The 18,356-nt window shown below is 63.8% G+C and carries 17 protein-coding genes and 1 pseudogene; 8 read left to right on the top strand and 10 right to left on the bottom strand.

Features of this window, described 5'->3' with window-relative positions; genetic code table 11:
- Both ACSKT0_RS03535 and ACSKT0_RS03530 read right to left on the bottom strand, forming a co-directional pair.
- Complete coding sequence (locus ACSKT0_RS03535; RefSeq protein WP_437773960.1) at nt 1-1,275, bottom strand: MFS transporter; 1,275 nt, start codon at nt 1,273-1,275, stop codon at nt 1-3.
- A gap of 257 nt (nt 1,276-1,532) precedes the next feature.
- Entirely contained in the window at nt 1,533-1,778 is a 246-nt protein-coding gene (locus tag ACSKT0_RS03530) for a hypothetical protein (RefSeq protein WP_437774113.1), read from the bottom strand.
- Between ACSKT0_RS03530 and ACSKT0_RS03525 the strand changes: the two are divergent.
- Nucleotides 1,741-2,412, top strand: a pseudogene (locus ACSKT0_RS03525) (HNH endonuclease); the annotation flags it as partial. The gene ACSKT0_RS03530 and the pseudogene ACSKT0_RS03525 sit on opposite strands and share 38 nt — an antisense overlap.
- Here the strand turns inward: ACSKT0_RS03525 and ACSKT0_RS03520 are convergent.
- From ACSKT0_RS03520 to ACSKT0_RS03505, 4 genes are read right to left on the bottom strand one after another with little or no spacing between them, the layout of a single operon-like run.
- Nucleotides 2,409-3,434, bottom strand: coding sequence for a sensor histidine kinase (locus ACSKT0_RS03520; protein ID WP_437772530.1), 1,026 nt, complete (start codon nt 3,432-3,434; stop codon nt 2,409-2,411). The pseudogene ACSKT0_RS03525 and the gene ACSKT0_RS03520 sit on opposite strands and share 4 nt — an antisense overlap.
- Before the next feature lie 11 nt (nt 3,435-3,445).
- Nucleotides 3,446-4,120 carry a response regulator transcription factor gene (locus tag ACSKT0_RS03515; protein WP_437772529.1) on the bottom strand — a complete coding sequence of 225 codons (675 nt, stop codon included), beginning with the start codon at nt 4,118-4,120 and terminating at the stop codon, nt 3,446-3,448.
- Between the two features lie 5 nt (nt 4,121-4,125).
- A complete protein-coding gene (locus tag ACSKT0_RS03510) occupies nt 4,126-4,779 on the bottom strand; it encodes a DedA family protein (protein ID WP_437772528.1) in 654 nt (217 codons plus the stop codon).
- A gap of 10 nt (nt 4,780-4,789) precedes the next feature.
- Nucleotides 4,790-5,587 carry a phosphatase PAP2 family protein gene (locus ACSKT0_RS03505; RefSeq protein WP_437772527.1) on the bottom strand — a complete coding sequence of 266 codons (798 nt, stop codon included), beginning with the start codon at nt 5,585-5,587 and terminating at the stop codon, nt 4,790-4,792.
- A gap of 171 nt (nt 5,588-5,758) precedes the next feature.
- On the opposite strand from ACSKT0_RS03505, the gene ACSKT0_RS03500 reads away from it, so the two are divergent.
- The 3 genes from ACSKT0_RS03500 to ACSKT0_RS03490 are packed head-to-tail and all read left to right on the top strand — an operon-like array spanning nt 5,759 to nt 8,361.
- On the top strand, nt 5,759-6,544 hold the full coding sequence (locus tag ACSKT0_RS03500; RefSeq protein ID WP_437772526.1) for an alpha/beta fold hydrolase: 786 nt from the start codon (nt 5,759-5,761) through the stop codon (nt 6,542-6,544).
- A gap of 19 nt (nt 6,545-6,563) precedes the next feature.
- Nucleotides 6,564-7,460: a hypothetical protein gene (locus ACSKT0_RS03495; protein ID WP_437772525.1), complete on the top strand. Its 897-nt coding sequence runs from the start codon at nt 6,564-6,566 to the stop codon at nt 7,458-7,460.
- A gap of 58 nt (nt 7,461-7,518) precedes the next feature.
- Nucleotides 7,519-8,361: an IclR family transcriptional regulator gene (locus tag ACSKT0_RS03490; RefSeq protein ID WP_437772524.1), complete on the top strand. Its 843-nt coding sequence runs from the start codon at nt 7,519-7,521 to the stop codon at nt 8,359-8,361.
- Nucleotides 8,362-8,721: 360 nt separating this feature from the next.
- Here ACSKT0_RS03490 and ACSKT0_RS03485 read toward each other — a convergent pair whose 3' ends face one another.
- Both ACSKT0_RS03485 and ACSKT0_RS03480 read right to left on the bottom strand, forming a co-directional pair.
- Nucleotides 8,722-10,203 (bottom strand): purine-cytosine permease family protein, encoded by a 1,482-nt coding sequence (locus tag ACSKT0_RS03485; RefSeq protein WP_437772523.1) that lies wholly within the window; start codon nt 10,201-10,203, stop codon nt 8,722-8,724.
- Nucleotides 10,204-10,338: 135 nt separating this feature from the next.
- On the bottom strand, nt 10,339-11,109 hold the full coding sequence (locus ACSKT0_RS03480; RefSeq protein WP_437772522.1) for a FadR/GntR family transcriptional regulator: 771 nt from the start codon (nt 11,107-11,109) through the stop codon (nt 10,339-10,341).
- An 81-nt stretch (nt 11,110-11,190) separates the two neighbouring features.
- On the opposite strand from ACSKT0_RS03480, the gene ACSKT0_RS03475 reads away from it, so the two are divergent.
- The 4 genes from ACSKT0_RS03475 to ACSKT0_RS03460 all read left to right on the top strand — a co-directional run bounded on the left by ACSKT0_RS03475 (nt 11,191) and on the right by ACSKT0_RS03460 (nt 15,804).
- Nucleotides 11,191-12,081: a carbon-nitrogen hydrolase family protein gene (locus ACSKT0_RS03475; RefSeq protein ID WP_437772521.1), complete on the top strand. Its 891-nt coding sequence runs from the start codon at nt 11,191-11,193 to the stop codon at nt 12,079-12,081.
- Nucleotides 12,082-12,091: 10 nt separating this feature from the next.
- The gene (locus tag ACSKT0_RS03470) at nt 12,092-13,441 is read left to right on the top strand and encodes an APC family permease (protein WP_437772520.1); all 1,350 of its coding nucleotides are present in this window, start codon (nt 12,092-12,094) and stop codon (nt 13,439-13,441) included.
- A 46-nt stretch (nt 13,442-13,487) separates the two neighbouring features.
- On the top strand, nt 13,488-14,270 hold the full coding sequence (locus ACSKT0_RS03465) for a carbon-nitrogen hydrolase family protein (RefSeq protein WP_437772519.1): 783 nt from the start codon (nt 13,488-13,490) through the stop codon (nt 14,268-14,270).
- An 82-nt stretch (nt 14,271-14,352) separates the two neighbouring features.
- Nucleotides 14,353-15,804 (top strand): purine-cytosine permease family protein, encoded by a 1,452-nt coding sequence (locus tag ACSKT0_RS03460; protein ID WP_437772518.1) that lies wholly within the window; start codon nt 14,353-14,355, stop codon nt 15,802-15,804.
- Nucleotides 15,805-15,832: 28 nt separating this feature from the next.
- Here ACSKT0_RS03460 and ACSKT0_RS03455 read toward each other — a convergent pair whose 3' ends face one another.
- Together ACSKT0_RS03455 and ACSKT0_RS03450 are read right to left on the bottom strand one after the other, a co-directional pair.
- Complete coding sequence (locus ACSKT0_RS03455; RefSeq protein ID WP_437772517.1) at nt 15,833-17,407, bottom strand: arylsulfotransferase family protein; 1,575 nt, start codon at nt 17,405-17,407, stop codon at nt 15,833-15,835.
- Between the two features lie 90 nt (nt 17,408-17,497).
- Nucleotides 17,498-18,355, bottom strand: a complete 858-nt coding sequence (locus tag ACSKT0_RS03450) for an aldo/keto reductase (protein WP_437772516.1) — start codon at nt 18,353-18,355, stop codon at nt 17,498-17,500.
- Between the last annotated feature and the right edge of the window lies 1 nt (nt 18,356).

The following is an 18,356-nucleotide window of genomic DNA, read 5'->3' as shown; positions in this document are numbered from 1 at the left end:
TCAATTCCTACGGGGTTCCGCGTCCGATGCGGCGATCGAGGCGTTGGCCTGATCGGCCAAAGAGCCCTGCCGACGACTCGCCAAGAGGAACGGCACCGCGATCAACTCGATGACGCCGCTGATCGCCAACGAAATGGAGTAGCCGTACACATCGGCCGCCCGGCCGAGCAGCGGCTGCACCACCACTCCGCCGCTTGATCCCATCAGCGAGTCGAAGCTAAGCACTGTTGCCCGCTGCTTCGACGGGATCATGTCGTTAACGTAGGCCTGCCGCACCGGTGTGGCGGCCGAGTCGACCATGGCCCAGAACGTCAATAAGGCCAGCGCCACCCAGAAAATATTCGTGAACCCCAGCACCACCAGAATCGATGCGCTCACCCCTCCGCTCAGAATCAACACGGTGGTGCGTTTGCGCACGAGACGCCGGATACGCGGTGCAAGCCACCCGCCCAACACCTGCGCTCCGGCCACGATGGCCGCCGCCAGCCCGGCCGCGGAGTACGCGTGCCGGTCACCGAAGAGCTGAAGCAGGTACGGCTGCAGGGCATAGAACACATAGATCCCGACGCCGGCGCTGAACGGCGCTGCCAGCATCACGTACCGTACGGGTGGATTTTTCAAACCGTTCTCGATCGAGGCGTCGAGGACGGCGCGGGTCGCCTTGAGTGGATGGGCAGAGCGTTCGGGGGTGAACCCGACGTCGCGCATGAGCAAGAAGGCCACGACGAACATCGCGAGGAGCACGCCGACGCGGATCAGGAACGGCACTCCCAGGTTGGTGGCCTGCGCGATCACCCCGCCAGCCACTGAGCCCGCAAGCATGGCGGCACCCGACACCATCTGTCCGCGCCCGAGCACCGTCTCCAAGCCGCCCTCATATCCAGTGAAGCGCAACGCGTCGACGAGCCAGGCCTCCACGGCACCCGAGAAGAAGGTGAAGCCCAGACCGAGCAATACCGATACCACGGCCCACCACCAGAACGGGGCGGAAAGCTGCCAGAGCAGAAAGTAGAGGTAGGTGGATCCGGCCAGCGTCACAGTGCCAAGAAGGAACGAAACGCGGCGTCCCCACCCATCGGCCACCACTCCTGTCGGCACTTCGAAGACCACCATGCCGGCTGTGAAGAAGGCGTTCGCTGCAAAGGCCTCGAGGTTGCTGAGTCCCGCATCCAGCAGGAAGAGGGTATTGATCCCCCAAATGAACGAGGCCGCAAGGGTATTGCCAAGGGTCAACGTGAGAAAGATGCTTTGAATCTTTCTGGCAGCGGGGTTCATCAAGGTGCTGTCCCCGCTAGGACGAGGGGGAACCACGAAGCCATTCTCGTCTGCTTCGGCGACGCACGCCAGAGCTGGGCGGGAGCGGTCCGCTATGAAAAAGTTCTGCCGATTTCCGGGTTTTTTGGCTGCCAGACGATCTTCGACCTAATACTGTCGTAGGTCCCTGAAATGCTTTGGTTATGGCCGGGAACCGGGGAACGCAGCTGATCGGAGCAGGCGCGCCGTTCGGCGATGCGGTTCCGGAGGCTCGGGTGTCAGGTGCCTGGGTGCGGGAATTGATCGATACCGTTGCCTCGTTCAGGCCATACGCCGGCGGCACCGAACCGGCCGACCGCGCAGAGTTGATTGACCAGTTGCGTGCTCTGGAGGATCTGAAGTCCGCGGCCGCAGCCCCGCAGGCCCGGATCGCCGTCGCCTTCGATACCGCCCAACGCAGCGCCGACGCGGCCGCCGGTGTACCGGCCGACAGGCATCAGCGGCGTGGAAGTCCAGCTCGTCATGACCGACCGGGCCCTGTTCCAGGGCGATGCCGAACCGGCACGCCTGCCCGGCTACGGCATCGTCCCCGCCGCCTGGGCCAGGACACTGCTCAACGGCGGCAGCGGCAAGACCAAACGCGGCCAGTCCGAGGATCACGATTTGAAGGTCTGGCTCCGGCGCCTCTTCACCGCCCCCGCAACCGGGGACCTGGTCGGCGTCGACTCCCGCGCCCGGCTGTACCCGCCCGGGCTGCGGCGCTTCATCGAGGCCCGGGACGACACCTGCCGGACACCGTACTGCGACGCGCCGATCCGGCATTTCGACCACATCATCCCTTGGCACGACGGCGGCTCCACCAGCCTGACGAACGGGGCGGGCGTGTGCGAAGCCTGCAACCACACCAAAGAGCTCCCCGGCTGGACAGCAAAAGCCGGGTCGGCACGAACCGGAGCAGCATAAACCGGCCCCGGGACACGGCACGTCCTCGACATCCGCACCCCGACCGGCCACCTGTATCGATCAACAGCGCCGCACCTGCCCGGAACCCAGGAACCGGAAATTCAACCTGCGCGTTCCAGGCACCACCGCCGCAGGCTACGACACCACGCCAAAGCTCTCAAATACGCCCGCGTCACCAACCTGCAGGCCGCCTAAGAAGGCAATGCCGAGCCTGGCGCCGTGTCATTCGGAGCCGTGTCCTTCGGGGCGAGTGGCAGCGTGATCCTCATGACCGTTCCCCTCGGACCGCTGCGCTCAACCTCCACAGTGCCGCGGGCCCCGGTGATGATTTCACGGACCAACGCCAAGCCGATTCCGAAGCTGCGCTGGCCCGGTGCGCCGTCGGGGCTGTGTGTCCTCACGAAGCGGTCGAAGATCCGTGTCTGGTCAACTCCGTTGATCCCGGCCCCGGAATCCGAGACGGTGACCACTGCGCGGTTGCCGAGCACCGCCGTCGTGATCCCCACTTGGCCGCCAGCGGGGGTGTGCGCCAGAGCATTGTCGGCCAGGGCAAGGAGGGCGCGGCGGAAGCCATTGGCGTCAATGAGTGCGAAGGGGCGGTCCTTTTCCGTCAGGGCGACTCGGACGTTTTTCTCCCCTGCGAGCTGCTGCAAGCTCTCGACGACGGCGCCTGCCACCTTGGCGAGATCGCTCGGCTCTGCGGCAGCATCCGGACGCGAGCCGGTGGCCGCCACAAGCAATTCGTTGACGATGCCCGTGAGGGTCGCAGTGTCATTGCGGATGCGGGCGAGCGCTTCCCCGGTTTTGGAGTCCGCCGGGGCATCGCGCTGGGCCAGCTGGACCCGTGCATCCAGGATGGCCAGGGGTGTGCGCAATTCGTGGCTGGCGTCCTGGACGAAGCGTCGCTGCAGTGCGAGCGCTTCTCCCAGGGGCCTGATGGCACTCCGCGAACTGAGCCAGCCGATGGCCCCGGCAAGGAAGATCCCTGCCACGCCCGCAACGATCATGGCCTTGAGGAGGTCCTTCAAGTCGAGGTAGGCGAAGACAGAGTCGGCCTCTTTGGATCCTGGTAATCCGGGCTGGAGCGGCTGGTTGAAAAGATAGAACGCCGCGGCCGCCAACAGGCAGAGCACCAAAACCGCGCATGCCGCGCTGATCCGCACCGCGATCTTCAGGGATGCTTTGCGCAGTGTCGCTTGGTCCGGGTTCTCACTCATGGGAATTTTTCTTAGTCATGGGGGTCGCCGATCTGGTATCCGAGGCCGTGGACCGTCCGGATCACCGTTTTGGAGATCTTACGGCGCAGGTGGTGGACGTAGGTGTCGATCACGCCGGGCTGGTCCGTGGGGTGGAACAGGGTGTTGATGAGGTCTTCACGGGTAAAGACACGTTCCGGCTCACCGGCCAAGGTTTCGAGGAGCCCGGCTTCCTTCGCCGTCAGGGTGACCACGGAACCGTACACGGAGCGCATGGAGCGGGCGCCGGCGTCGAGCTCCCAGTCCCCGATTCCCAGAGTCGTGGGCAGATGGGCATACGTTCTGGTCAGGGCTCGCAAGCGTGCGGCCAGCTCCATGGCGTCGAACGGTTTGCTCATGTAGTCGTTAGCCCCGGCGTCGAGGCCCCGGATCTTCTCATCGGTGGCACCGAGCGCCGTCAGGATGAGGATCGGGGTGGCGATCCCCTTGGCCCGAAGGGCTTTGATCAAGGCGATGCCGTCCATGATGGGCAGCCCGCGGTCAATAACCATCGCATCCCAACTCCGGGTCAATCCGAGGTGGAGGCCGTCGTGCCCATTGACTGCCAGGTGAACGGAGAAGTCCGGCTCCAGGAGTTCGCTGATGAGCGGCCCCAGGGCCGCGTCGTCTTCGACCAGGAGGAGGGACGGCCGCTCAGCTGTTGTCATGCTGTCTATTCTTCCCCGGCGTGCCCGTTCGCGGCGCCCACCTTGGCCTTGCGCCGTTTTTTGAGGAACTCGGCTCCCCACGGCAAGACGGAGACCAAAACCATGATCACGGCGATGGCGTCAATGTTGTTCGCGATGAACTCGTAGTGTCCCAACCAGGAGCCGAGGAGCGTCACGGAGGTTCCCCAAATGACGGCGCCGGCGATGTTCCACAGGGTGAACGATTTGTAGTTGTAGCGGGCGATGCCTGCGCTCAGCGGCGCAAATGTCCGCACGATGGGGACAAAGCGGGCCAGGACAATCGCGGGGCCGCCGCGGCGCTTGAAGAATTCCTCGGCCGTATCCAGGTGCGCGGTCTTCAGGACCCTGGCATCATCCTTGAACCAGCGCCGCCCGAACTTGCGCCCGAGCATGTAGCCGATCTGGTCTCCGGCGATTGCAGCGGCGGAAACGACGGCGATCAACACCGGCAATTCGAGCTGCAGTTGCTGGTGAAGCAGGCCGGTAGTGAATAGCAAAGAGTCCCCGGGCAGGAACGGGAAAAGGAGACCGGATTCGATGAAGACGATCAACGCCACGACGCCGAGCGCCGCGGGTCCCAAGCCCTGAAGGAGGGTGGTGGGATCAAGGAATGCGGGCATGGCAGATAGTACGTGCATGGGGTCCTCCTCAGGATCCGTGTGCTTGGGTTGCGGCCGCGTCCGAGGCGGTTGCTTCTGACGAGGTTGCTTCTGAGGCAACGCCAAATGGCAGCCGCCCGATGACTCGCGGTACGTACCGGTTCCAGAGCCCGGCCAAAACGATGACTATGGCGGTGGTGGCCAGGAACGACGCCACAACGTCGCTGGGGTAGTGGACTCCGATATAGATCCGGGACCACGCCACCACCACGGCCAGGACGGCGCCGGCCCACGCGGTGATGACGCCCCATCGTGTGCCCCTGACCAGGAAGTACAAGGCGAAGGCGAGCGCTACGGCGAAGGCGGTGTGGCCGCTGGGAAAGCTGTTGGAACCCGTTTCCGGGGCCAGTGGGTCGAAAAGAAGCGCAGGATTGGGCCGGTGGCGGGCAACGATAAGTTTGAACACCTCGCTGGCAACCCAGCCCGAACATGCGAAGAGCACAAACATGACCGCCCGTACGAAGGACTTCCGAACCAGGAAAACGAACAAGCCGATCACCAGGACAATGCACGCTCCGGCTACCGGGGCGAAGAGGAAGTTCAGTGCCATGGCCACGGTGGTCAGTGCGCCCACGTGATGGCGGCTGAGTTCCTGGTCAACTCCGAATTCGCTGGTGGTCACGCCTGCTACCGACTGCACGCTGAAGCCAATGGCAAGGACTGCCGCGGCGAGCACAATGCCCCACAGGAGCCAATACCGAGGCTGTGGAAGCAACGGCACACTGTGACCGACGACGGCGGAAGTGCGGACTTCCGCGGAAGTGTTCTGCTTGGCGTGCGATGACATGAAATCTCCGGTTCGGGGTGTGGAGGCCGTTGTGCGGTCTGCTTCCACTCTCGCGTGCGGCATTTAAGAAGCTCTTAAGAACTCCTGCTAAGAGCCCCTCTCCCCTTGACCCGCAAGTGGCTGAGCCCCAGAGTTTAGGAACCTACTGTCAGCCAAATCAAAGGATCTGGGATGTCCGAAATTGCGATCTCGAAAGACGGTACCCGCATTGGGTATGACCAATACGGCGAGGGACCTGCCGTGATCCTGGTTGGCGGTGCGATGCAATTCAGGGGTTTCGACCCCAACACCGTGGAAATGGCCAAGCTCCTGGCCGCCAAGGGGTTCACGGTCCTCAATTACGACAGGCGCGGCCGCGGGGAAAGCGCTGAGGCTCCGTCATTCAGCCTTAAGGACAACATCGACGATCTCGCAACGCTCATCGACATCGCAGGAAGCAAGGCTGCGCTCTTCGGGAGCTCTTCCGGTGGCTCGATCTCCCTGGCAGCGGCGGCGGCCGGCCTACCCGTCACGAAGCTGGCCCTGTGGGAGACTCCCTTGAGCGACGAACTCGGGACCGGCGGGGCTGAATTCTTCGCAGGGCTCCAGGAACGGATCGCATCCGGCGACAAGGCCAGCACCATCGAGTACTACATGAAGGACATGCCGCCGGAGTGGCTGGCCGGCGCCAAGAACAGCCCAGGATGGCCCATCATGCTCGAAATGGGCCCCAGCCTTTCAGCCGACGCCGAATCGCTCGCGTGGACCCAGTCCGCGCCACGCGCCCGGCTATGGTCCGGCATCACCCAGCCCACCCTTGCGATCGTCGGCGAGCAAACCATCCCGATCATGCCGAAAGCGGCCGACTCCATCGTGGCCAATATCCCGAGTGCCCGGAAAGCCACCATTCCGGGCGCCAACCACGGCTGGGAACCTGGAGTCATGGCTGACGCACTCGCTGAATTCCTCGCCGAGTAATACGGCACACGCTTCCACTATGGAACTAGCCGCGATCGCCGTCGAACTTTACACACTGGTTCCCTCGGCCTTCACGGCGGCCCGCACCGCGCGGGCCAAGGAAGCCAAGTCCGCGGGGGACGCCGAACTGGCGAAACAGATCGCCCAGTTGCCCAAGCCTTCGACGGCGGCGTGGGCCGTCAACATGCTCGTCCGGCACGGCACCAAGGAATTCGCGGGCGTCCTGGAGCTTGGGGCATCGCTCGGGAGCGCCCAGGAGCAGCAAGATCACGAGCGCCTCCGTACGCTCGGCCAACAGCGCCCGCGCGTCCTGGGCGCCGCCGTCGAGCAGGCCCGGGCAGTCGCGGAAGGCCTCGGCGTCAAGGTCAGTGGCGCCGCCGCGATGGAGATCGAGGCCACGCTGAGGGCCGCAATGACCGATCCCGGCGCTGCGGCGGCGCTCCGCAGCGGGCAGCTGGTGCGTTCGCTCGCCACGAACGGATTGGAACCCGTGGACCTCACGGGCGCGGTGGCGATTTCCGGCGCACTTCCCGCGGCGGGTACCACGAACGAAGAGCGCGACGACGGCGGGCGGCAGCGCGGGCGGGCAGGATCGGAGGGCGCACGCGCCGACTCGGAGCGCGAACGTGAGAAGGCACAAACCGCGCTCGTGGAGGCTGAGCGCAACGCGGACAAGGCTGACCTGGAACTCGCCCAGGCCGAGCGCGAAAAGTCCGAGGCCGTGCGCCGGAGCGAGCAACTCGCCGTCGAAGTCAAAGCTGCCAAAGACAAGCTGGCGGCGCTGCAGCAGGAACTCGCAGCGACGGAGTGGGCGATCACCTTGGCTGAGCGGAACCGCAAACTGGCAGCCCGGCTAGCCGTCCGGGAACGCCGGACCGCAGAAACGGCACGGGCCCGCTTGGCGGGATTGTCCTAGAACGGGGCGTGGCATCAACGTCCGGTATACCGGACATTCCGCCGCGTATTCTAGGAGAATGTACAGTCAATCCGTGCGGCCCAAGGCACCGGCTGCGGCCCAGGTGCTGGCGGTTCTCAGATACGTCGCAGGCCAGGCCGGCCCGGTCAGCGCGTCCATCATTGCGCGCGATGTTGGCTTGCCCCGATCAACCACGTATCAGCTCATCTCCTCACTGATCGATGACGGCTTTCTGGTCCACCTTCCCGAGGAGCGCAAGTACGCCCTGGGAGTGACCGCCCATGAGTTGGGGACAGGGTATTCGCGGCAGGCTCCGATCCAGCGGATTGCCCGGTTCCCTCTGTCCCGGCTCGTCGCCCGCACCCGTCGGACTGCCCATCTTGCCGTGATGCACGGGCGCGACGTCGTATACGTGATCGAGGAGCGGGCTCCGCGGCAAAGCCCCCTTGTCACAGACACCGGGGTCCGGCTTCCGGCCCACCTGACGGCCAGCGGCAGGGCGATGATGGCCCAGATGGATCCCGCCCAGGTGGCTGCGCTTTTCCCTGGACCGGAGGCGTTCGCCGAGCGCCACAGCAAAGGCCCGCAGTCCTTGCCCGCGTTGCAGGATCTGTTGGCTCGGGCGCGTTCACTCGGATATGCGTGGGAGCAGGACGAAGTCACCGAGGGGTTTTCCTCTGTTGCCGTCGCTGTCCTCGACCGGCAGCGCTATCCGGTGGCCAGCGTGACATTGACGGTGTCGAACCGGGCGTTTCCCGGCGGAGGCACCCGGCACCGGGCCAAGGACGCCGAGACCGCCGAGGAACGGGCCGTCCGCATCGAGGACGTCGCCCGGGAGTGGATTCCTGAAGTGACCAGATGCGCCAGGGAGATTTCCCGCAGGCTGGGCACCCAGGCCTGATGCCGACGTCGTATCCTACATGGCGGAGACGCGCGCTCACATATATGGCCAAAAGCCGGGACGCGCGCTCACCTCAAGTGAGCGAGCGTCTGCCGAAAACACCCCAAAGGTGAGCGAGCGTCCGAGGGGGAACGGCGCAAACGCTCGACGACGGCGCAACAGGACTGCCGCCGTCGGAACCTAAAACCAACTGTTCCCGGGACGTCGACAGGAACGCGCGCTCACATATATGGCCAAAAGCCGGGACGCGCGCTCACATATATGGCCAAATGCCAGGACGCTCGCTCACATGATGTGAGCGAGCGTCCGCCGAAAACACCCCAAAGGTGAGCGAGCGTCCGAGGGGGAACGGCGCAGAGACTAAACTGCTGCGGTGTTCGGCACTGAGCCGGCCAGCGGAGCTACTGCCTCCGAGCCGGGTTCAGTCGGGTAGACCATCTCGGCCGGAGCGTTGGAGTTCCTCTTTGCCAGCGGGTAGAACACGATTGCCGTGACCACGAGGCCTACGAGCCAGGAGATATCCGCCCCGCCCAGAAGGTCGGTCATCGGTCCGGTGTAGAGGGTCTGCGCCAGGAATGGGATCTGGACGACGATGCCGATCGCGTAGCTGAACAGCGCGGTCTTGTTCCAACGTCCATAGCGCCCGTTCAGGTCGTACAAGGCCGGAATGTCCACCTTTTCCTTGGAAACCAGGTAGTAGTCCACCAGGTTAATGGAGCTCCAGGGGATGAATACCATCAACAGGAGAAGGACGAAGTTCTTGAAGTTGGCGATGAAATCGGGAGAAGCGAGGACTGCTATGAGTACTGAGAGTCCGATAAAGCCGATCACATAGGCGAACCGGGTCCATGACGCCACCGCAGACTTGCGGGTGAACGCCGTGACCGAGGTAAGCATGGTCATGTAGCCGCCATATGCGTTCAGCGTGTTGACGGTCAGTTTTCCGGTCACGATGACCAGGTAGATGACCACCGCGATCAGTCCGCCACCACTCAGATTCCCGAGGAAAGCGACTTGGCCGTCCAGGAAGCGTGCGCCTTTGGGCAATGCGAGGGCAGCGAAGAGCGCGCCGAGAGTCATGGACCACTGGGAACCAATCACCGTGCCGAAGTACGCCGACAAGAAGGTCTTGCGTGTTGGGGTGTTGGAAGGCAGGTACCGGGAGTAGTCGGCCACGTACGGACCGTACGTCAGCTGCCATCCGGCGCCAAGCGAAATGGCGAGCAGGAAGGTGGGGAACTCGAAACCGCCGGCTCCCAAGAGCGCGCCGACGTCCTGGCTGGTCAACAACCGGATGCCCAGGTAGGTGAAGCCGAGGATACCCACGACGGTCGCAATGCGGCCCAACATGTGGATGTACTTGTAGCCCAGGGTCGCCACGATGATGGTGAGCACCCCGAAGACGATCATGCCGACGGCAGGGGTGCCCGTGTGGAGGATGAGGCTGATTGCCTGTCCGGAGAGGACAGTACCGGTTGCGGCGAAGCCGAGGTACATCACGACCACCAGTACCAAGGGAATCACCGCCCCGAAGATTCCGAACTGCGCCCGGCTGGAAATCATCTGAGGCAAGCCGAGCTTCGGCCCCTGGGCCGCGTGAAGCGCCATGACTGCGCCGCCCAAGAGGTTTCCGACCAGGAGGCCGATGATCGCCCACAGCGCATCCGCGCCGAACAGTACTGCCAAAGCGCCGTCGACAATGGCCGTAATCTGCATGTTCGCCCCGAACCAGAGCGTGAACTGCTGGCCAGGCGAACCATGGCGTTCATTTTCCGGGACAAAGTCAATGGAACGACGCTCAACGCGCGGCCCACCCGTTCCCGCTTTTCCTGTGGCCTGCATGCCTAATCCTCACTTTGACAACCGAAGTCCGATGTCCCCAACTGAGAATCAATCAGAGCACGCAAAGTGACAGTGATCACGAAAAGGCGTCCATCTTTAGTCCGAAATCCCGGACGATAGCGCAGGAGCTGTCGTTTACCCCTTTTTGTCCCTCTTAGCGCCGTCGCCGCCCGCCAGGCCCATGAACATCGTCTTGTGCAACACGTCCACGTGCCGCCGCGACACCTCCACCGCGCCGCGATCGTCGCCGGCCCGCAGGGCATTCACGAGCGCAATGTGATCCCTATTGGACTCATGGAGGAACTCGATCGGGTAGGGGATGAAGTAGGCGTAGAGCTCCGCCAATGCCTCGTTGTAGACATCGACCGCCGGACCCAAGCCCGAGGACGCCGCGACCAACCGGTGAAACTGCTCGTCGGCCTGGTGATACTCGGACCAATTGGTTGATCCGGCCATTTCGTGGGTAAGCCGCTCCAGCTCATCAAGTTGCGCTGCCGTGGCATTGACCGCGGCGAAGTGGGTGACCGCGCATTCGAACAGCAGCCGACGGTCCACAAGCCGGTTCACGGCAAGGGATTCGGCGGGTGACGCAGCGAGCTTCTCGAGCACGTTCTGCGGCGGCTCGTCAGCGACAAAGGTTCCGCCGCCACGTCCACGACGGCGGACAACGACGCCCTGATCAGCCAGGCTCGCCAGGGCCCTGCGAGCGGTGATCGGGCTGACCGATAGGCCCAGCGCGACGTCTTGCTGGTCGGGCAGCCTCTCTCCCGGCTGAAGCAGCCCCAAGGATATCGCCATGCCGATCCGCAGCCGCACGGCGTCGATTGCGCTCCTGCGGTCGATTCCGAGCAAAGGGGCAGCATCGATGGGTGAGTCGCCGGTGGTGTCCTCGAGCTGACGGGTCATATCCGCTACTTTACGGGGCAAAATCCACCTTCCTTTTATTTGATCATTATGATCTAATATGAGGCGAGTCACAACGACAACGTGGAGAAACCAGTGCAACGCATCCTTCCCCTCATCGCCGCCCAAGCGTCACCCCGGCTGATCGGCGAGCCCACCGAGGCCTTCGCAGCCGAGGTCGCCGCCGCCGTCGCGACCCAACCGCACAGCAAGCTCGTGGTCTTCCCCGAACTGCACCTTTTCGGGGATTCCAATCCGGACCTGCAACGTACGGAAGTCCTGCAGGATTCAGCCGAGCCGCTGGACGGTCCGCGCGTCAAGGAACTTCGGCAACTCGCCGCGGACCTGGGTATCTGGCTGGTTCCAGGCAGCGTCTGCGAACGCGGCCCCGAGGGGCAATTGTTCAATACCCAGGTGGTCCTCTCCCCGGAAGGCGACCTTGCCGGCTACTACCGCAAGGTCTTCCCTTGGCGCCCCTTTGAGCCCTACGATCCCGGCGATCGATTCACGACCGTTGACCTGAAAGGGATCGGCAGGGTCGGCCTGAACATTTGCTACGACGCGTGGTTCCCCGAGGTAACCCGCCAGCTGGCGTGGATGGGCGCCGAAGTCATCCTCAATGTCGTCAAGACCACGACGCCGGATCGCAAGCAAGAACTGGTCCTGGCCAAGGCAAATGCCATTGTGAACCAGGTCTTCATGGTCAGCGTCAACTGCGCGGGTCCCACCGGCAAGGGCCTCAGCCTGATCGTCGACCCCGAGGGGAACACCATAGCGGAGGCCGACGACGACGCCCCCACCCTTCTCGCCGCGGAACTGGATCTCTCCGCCGTCGAGCACGTCCGAACGCACGGGACCGAAAACCTCAACCGCCCCTGGTCCCAATTCCGTCCCGGCGAACCGGCCATCGAACTGCCCGTCTACGAAGGCCGCATCGACCCGACTACTTGGACCCCGCGGTCCTCCAACTCCTAAGGAACCACCGGTGACTACACAACCGAGCCTCGCGCGCGCCCTGAAACTGCCCTCGCTGGTCCTGTTCGGGCTGGCGTACCTGACCCCGCTCATCGTGCTGGCGATCTTCGGCGTGATCGCCGAAACCACTGGCGGAGCATCGCCGTCGGCCTATTTGGTGGCGATGGTCGCGATGCTCTTCACCGCGCAGAGCTATGGACGGATGGCTGTTGCCTATCCGGTGGCCGGCTCCGCGTACACCTATATCCGGCGCTCCATCGATTCCCGGATCGGATTCCTGGCCGGTTGGGCTGTCCTGCTGGACTACCTGTTCCTGCCGATGGTCATCTGGCTCATCGGGGGTTCCTACCTCACGGCGCAGTTCCCCGACATTCCCATCGGGGTCTGGATCGTCGCATTCATCGCCATCACCACGCTGCTCAACGTGGTTGGCGTCAAGGTGGCGGACAAGGCCAACTACCTCCTGATGGCTTTTCAGCTGCTGGTGATAGTCCTGTTCGTTGCCCTGTCCGTGGGAACCTTGGTCTCAACCTCCGGCGCGAGCGCCCTGATCAGCACCGCTCCGTTCTTCAACGACACGTCGAGCTTCGACAAAATCACCGCCGGCGCTGCCATCGCGGCGTACTCGTTCCTGGGCTTCGACGCCGTGTCCACCCTCACTGAGGAGACCATCGAGCCGAAGAAGACCGTGCCGAAGGCGATCATGCTCGTGGCTCTCATCGGCGGTGCGATCTTCGTCGTCGTGTCCTACACGACCCAGTTGATCCACCCCGGCGGGGTGTTTGACGATTCGGCGTCGGCGGCGTCGGACATTGCCTTGAAGATCGGCGGGCAATTCTTCGGCGCGGTTTTCCTGGCGGGACTCGTGGTGTCCCAGTTTGCCTCCGGGCTCGCGGCACAAGCCAGCGCCTCACGGCTCCTCTTTGCCATGGGTCGGGATTCAGTCCTGCCGAAGAAGGTCTTCGGGGCGTTGAACAAGTCCTTCCACACTCCGGTATTCAACCTCGTCATTACCGGCGCGGTGGGGCTCATCGCCATGTTCCTCGACGTTGCCACTTCGACGTCGTTCATCAACTTCGGCGCGTTCACGGCCTTCACGCTCGTCAACATCTCGGTCATTGCCTACTACCTGCGCCAGCGACGCTCAGGGCACCGGCTCAGCGTATTGTTCTACGTGGTCATGCCGGCAGTGGGCGCGATCATCGACGGGTTCCTACTCTCCCAGCTCGATTCGAACGCCATCACGCTCGGGCTGATCTGGCTCTGCGTCGGCGTCGTGGTACTGGGCATCATCACCAAGGGGTTCCGGAAGGCGCCGCCGGAAATGGTGATGGAGGAAAAAGAAGCCGCCCTGGTATGACGACGGACCACAGTGTGCTGCCGGAACACTGAGAAATGAGGACTGCATGCGCATCACCCTGGCCCAGATCGATTCCGGCACTGACGTCCGCCGTAACCTCGACCTGATGGCGGATTTCTGTGCCCGGGCCGCCCGCGAGGGCTCCAACCTCATTGTGTTCCCTGAGTACTCGACGTACGAGAAAAGCCGGGTGGACCGGAGCTTCGTGGACATGGCCGAACCCCTTGACGGCCCGGTGGCTGCCAAGCTCCAGGCGACGGCGGCGCGTTACGGGATCGCCGTCGTCGCTGGCCTCCTGGAAGCATCCGGTGAGCGGAATCGGGCCTTCAACACCTTGGTGGCCATCGCTCCGGACGCTTCGCGCCTTGCCAGCTACCGGAAGATCCACCTGTTTGACTGCCAAGGGTTCCGGGAATCGGATTACATCAAAGCCGCGCCGGAGCCAGTGCCTGTCACTTTTTCCTGCGGCGGCATGACGTTCGGGTTGATGACCTGTTACGACCTGCGCTTCCCCGAGTTGGCGCGCCTTCTGGCCGATGCCGGGGCCGAGGTGCTCCTCGTCTGCTCTTCCTGGGTTCCCGGCACAGCCAAGACCGAGCAATGGGCCACGCTGGCCAAGGCCCGGGCAATAGAAAACGGCGTATACGTGGCGGCCGTCTCCCAGACCCCGCCTGTGTCCATCGGCTACAGCATGCTCGTTGATCCCCTCGGGACTGTCCTGCATAGCCTCGGCGCGGAGCCGGGGACAGCGACGCTGGACCTCTCACCGGAGGCTGTCCGGGCGGCCCGGGACCAGTTCCCCACGTGGCAGCACCACCGGCTCGTTTAGGAATCCTGCGAGCTCTTCTAGGCCGCCCCACTCTGTGCTAAACCAAAGTCAAGATGCCCAGACGCTTCGAAGGAGATCCACCATGAGCACTACCACGGACAAAGGATCGGGCCGCGGGCTGGAGGTCCGGTCGATCGACTACGTTCCCTTGGACGAGAGGCACGGCAAGGTTTCGCACATCGGACCGCTGTGGTTCGTCAGCAACGCCCAGATCGCGACGTTGGCAGTGGGGTTGATCAGCATCACCACCGGTGGCAACCTGATCTGGTCACTGCTCGCGATCGCCATCGGCGTGCTCGTCGGGACGCTGTTCATGGCGGCGCACTCCTCGCAGGGCCCGCAACTCGGCCTGCCGCAGATGATCCAGTCCCGTCCGCAATTCGGCTACATCGGCGCCCTGCTGGTTTGGCTCTTCGCCTATCTTCAGTACGCGGGCTTCAACATCTTCAACACCATCCTGGCCGGCCAGGCGATCTCGGAGTCGGTGAACTTCGGATCTCAAAACCTGTGGTTCTGGGTGGTCACCATTGTCGCCGTGGTCATCGCCCTTTTCGGCTACGACCTCATCCATGCCTTTGAGCGCTACCTGACGTACCTGACAATCGTCATGCTGGCGCTGCTCACGATTGCAGCCGTAAAGCTTGCCATACCCACGGGCGCATACAACCTGGCCGATTTCCATCTGGTACCGTTCCTGGGCCAGCTGGGGGTTGCGGCCGGCTACCAGATTTCCTGGGCCATCTATGTCTCGGACTATTCCCGCTACCTCCCGCCGTCCAGCGGACGCGGTACTTTCCGGTGGACGTTCTGGGGCAGCGCCCTCGGCGGCATTTGGGTGATGTTCCTCGGCGCGTACATTGGCGCCGCAGCCGGGGAGAACTTCGAAACCATCGGCTCGATCAAATCCACGGCCGACCAGCTCTTCGGCGGATTCGGTGGCATCGCCTTGTTCGTCGCCGCCTTGGGTTTGCTTTCCGTGACGGCACTGAACATGTACGGCGGTTCGCTCACCCTCATATCGTCCATCGACAGCGTGCGACAGATCCGGCCGACCCTGAGGCTCCGGATCATCACGATCTCCATCACAGCCCTCATTTCCGTGGTCTTGGCGAACCTGGCCTCGGCCGACTTCCTCGCCAACTTCAACGACTTCCTGCTGCTGGTGCTGTACTTCTTCATTCCGTGGACGGCCGTCAACCTCACCGACTACTTCATCGTCCGCAAGGGCCACTACGCCATCGCCGAGATCTTCAAGCCGGACGGGATCTACGGACGCTGGGGCTGGCCCGGCATCATCTCCTACCTCGTCGGCTTTGTGGTGATGATCCCCTTCTTCTCTGCCGGAAAGCTCTTCGTCGGGTTCATTGCCCACGCCATCGACGGCGCCGATATCTCATTGTTCATCGGACTCCCCGTCTCCGCTGGGCTGTATTGGTTGATGACCCGGCGCGTCGACGTCGACGCGGAGACCCGAATGGCCGAGGCAGAAGCTGCCGCCGTGGAGGCGGCCGCGCACGAACACCTGCTGCCGTAACGCCGCCGGAAGGCCGAATGGCCTGGACTCAGGCTGTTGCGATGACCGTGGACGTCGCCAAAACGTTTCCGGACTTGTCCAAAGCCTCGACGGCGGCCCTCGGAGCGGCGGCCACCGCCGTCGAGGTTTCAAAGCCCCGACGCGGAACCGTCACTGCTTCGGACAGGGACCCGGGGCCGGTTCCGGTGAGGAACCTCCACTTGGCAACCTCGGTTGCGCCGTTCCAGCTGGTGTATAGCTGCATGGTGGAACCATTGCCCGGGACCGCGGCCAGGTCCGGGACGGTGTCCGGCCGGCCTGTCCATGGCGAGCGGTAGGTGCGGTAGGAGGCGTCGCCGATGCCGGTCGCCTCGAATACTGCTTTCCCATCGGGAGTGAATTCGGTTGCGGCGGGGTCCGCTCCCCAGCCCACCAGCACGTGCCCGTTATCCAGGAACTGCACGTTCCCTTCGGCGTCGCCCCGGTGGCCGCCCCTGCTGAACTCCTGCTTGACGACGGCGGTGTGCGCCTTTTCGTCGACGGCGAGGAGCAGCCCCCGCGATGTGCCGGTGGTGCCTTGGTTGTAATGGTTGTCGAACATGCTGATGATGCCGTTGGGCCGGCGTCGAACATCATGCTGCCAAGCGAAGACGGATTCCGGGGTCATCGAGAAGTCGCTGTGCTTCCCGCCAAGGCGCCAGCGGATCTTTCCGTCCGGACGGCCGATCAGATAGGCGGTGTGCGTGTGGCGGGACGAAACGAGGAGCGCGTCCCCGCTCTCGTCCACGGAATTGAGGTGGAACGGATCGAACGCTTTCGTGGCATCGGAACCGTCGGCCTTGGGGTTATCGGACGAGCGTAAATAGGACTCAGTCAGGTCTATGTGGTCCGAGGCCGTCCAGTCGAAGAGGACCTTTGCGGAACGGATGGTGATTTCCTGGACATGGCAGTCAAACATGTAGCCCTGCGCGGGTCCTCCCACCGACGTCAGGTCATGCCGGACGGTCGGGTAGGAAATCATCAACGCCGTGCCGGCGGGGGTAATGGTGAACTCGTGCAGATCTGCCTGCAGCCCGTTGCCTGTGTTGACTTCGGCCACGGTGCGGTAGCGGGCGTCCTTGATGACGCCCTTCCCTGCACCGTGGCCACCCGTTCCAATTCCAGTCCAGTAAGTCAGCACTGCTTGGCCTTCGAAGGCTTGCACGCGAAGGTCCGTGACGCCGGAACCTGTGGGTTCCATCCATATCGGTTCTCCGTGGTTGTCCATGATCAGCCCGTTGGTGCCGTGGCCCATCGGTCCCACGAACAAGAGGCCTGCGCCCGTCGGCCCGGTAGCCCAGCTGGCAACGCGGGCAGCGGTCAAAGCAGTTGAAACGAAGCTACGGATCGCAGGGCCGGAAGCCGTGCCGCTGGCCGACGGCGAGGGTGACGCCACCGGCGTCGGGGTAGCTGCGCTGACCGGGGCCGTTCCCCCGGGCAACACGCCTGCCTTGGCGATCCCGAGTCCGGCAAGCAATCCGGCCCCTGCCATTCCCGCCCCGCTTAGGAACCTGCGCCGGCTCACCCTGAAGCGTGATTCGCGGTCTTCCCGCTCGCCACTCCCAGACTCCGTATGCTGCTCCACCCCCTCAGGATAGAACCGGAACTCAGTGCGGGAACCGGACAGAAGCTGCAAGTTTGCTGTAAGAGGGCGGGGCGGGAACTCATTGCTGTCTCAGGCGATCCTGCGTCCGCCCAGCCAGCTCACCATGGCGGGATCGCGATGGTCGAAGAAGAGGCTGGCACCGGTGTCGAGGGTGGCGATCTGGTTCATCTGCTCGTCCGTGAGGGTGAAGTCGAAGACGTCGAGGTTCTGGGCCATGCGTTCCGGCCGGACTGACTTGGGGATGACGACTACTTCGCGCTGGATGAGCCAGCGGAGCACGACCTGGGCGACGGACTTGCCGTGCGCTTCGGCGATGGCGCTGAGGAGCGGATTGGTGAACAGGTCATTCTTGCCTTCGGCGAATGGTCCCCAGGACTCGATTTGGACGCCGCGTTCGCGCATCAGCGCCTGGTCGGCGGCGCGCTGGTGGAAGGGGTGGGTCTCGATCTGGTTGACGGCCGGGACGATCTCGTTGTGGTCGATGAGGTCCACTAGCCGGTCGAGGTGGAAGTTCGAGACCCCGATCGCGCGGGCGAGGCCGTCTTTGTGGATGTCCTGCATGGCGCGCCACTCGCTGTAGTAGTCCCCCAGCGGCTGGTGGATCAGGTACAGGTCGAGGTAGTCCAGTCCGAGCCGGCTCAGTGAGTTGTCGAACGCGCGCTTCGTGTCTTCTTGAACGCTGCCGGCAGGGGCATGCTGGATCCAGAGCTTCGTGGTGATGAAGAGTTCGTCGCGGGCGATGCCGCTCGCCTTGATCGCGGCGCCGACGGCGGCCTCGTTGCCGTAGGAGGCGGCGGTGTCCAGGTGCCGGTAACCGGCGGCGAGGGCGGCTTCCACCGCTGCCTGAGTTTCCTCGTCGGGGATCTGGAAGACTCCGAAGCCGAGGATCGGCATTTCGACGCCGTTGTTCAGGGTGACGGTTTTCATG

The sequence above is a fragment of the Arthrobacter sp. KNU40 genome (assembly GCF_051515115.1).
GTDB lineage: Bacteria > Actinomycetota > Actinomycetes > Actinomycetales > Micrococcaceae > Arthrobacter.
Note: the sequence above shows the minus strand (reverse complement) of the source record. Positions and strands in the feature narration are given on the sequence as shown.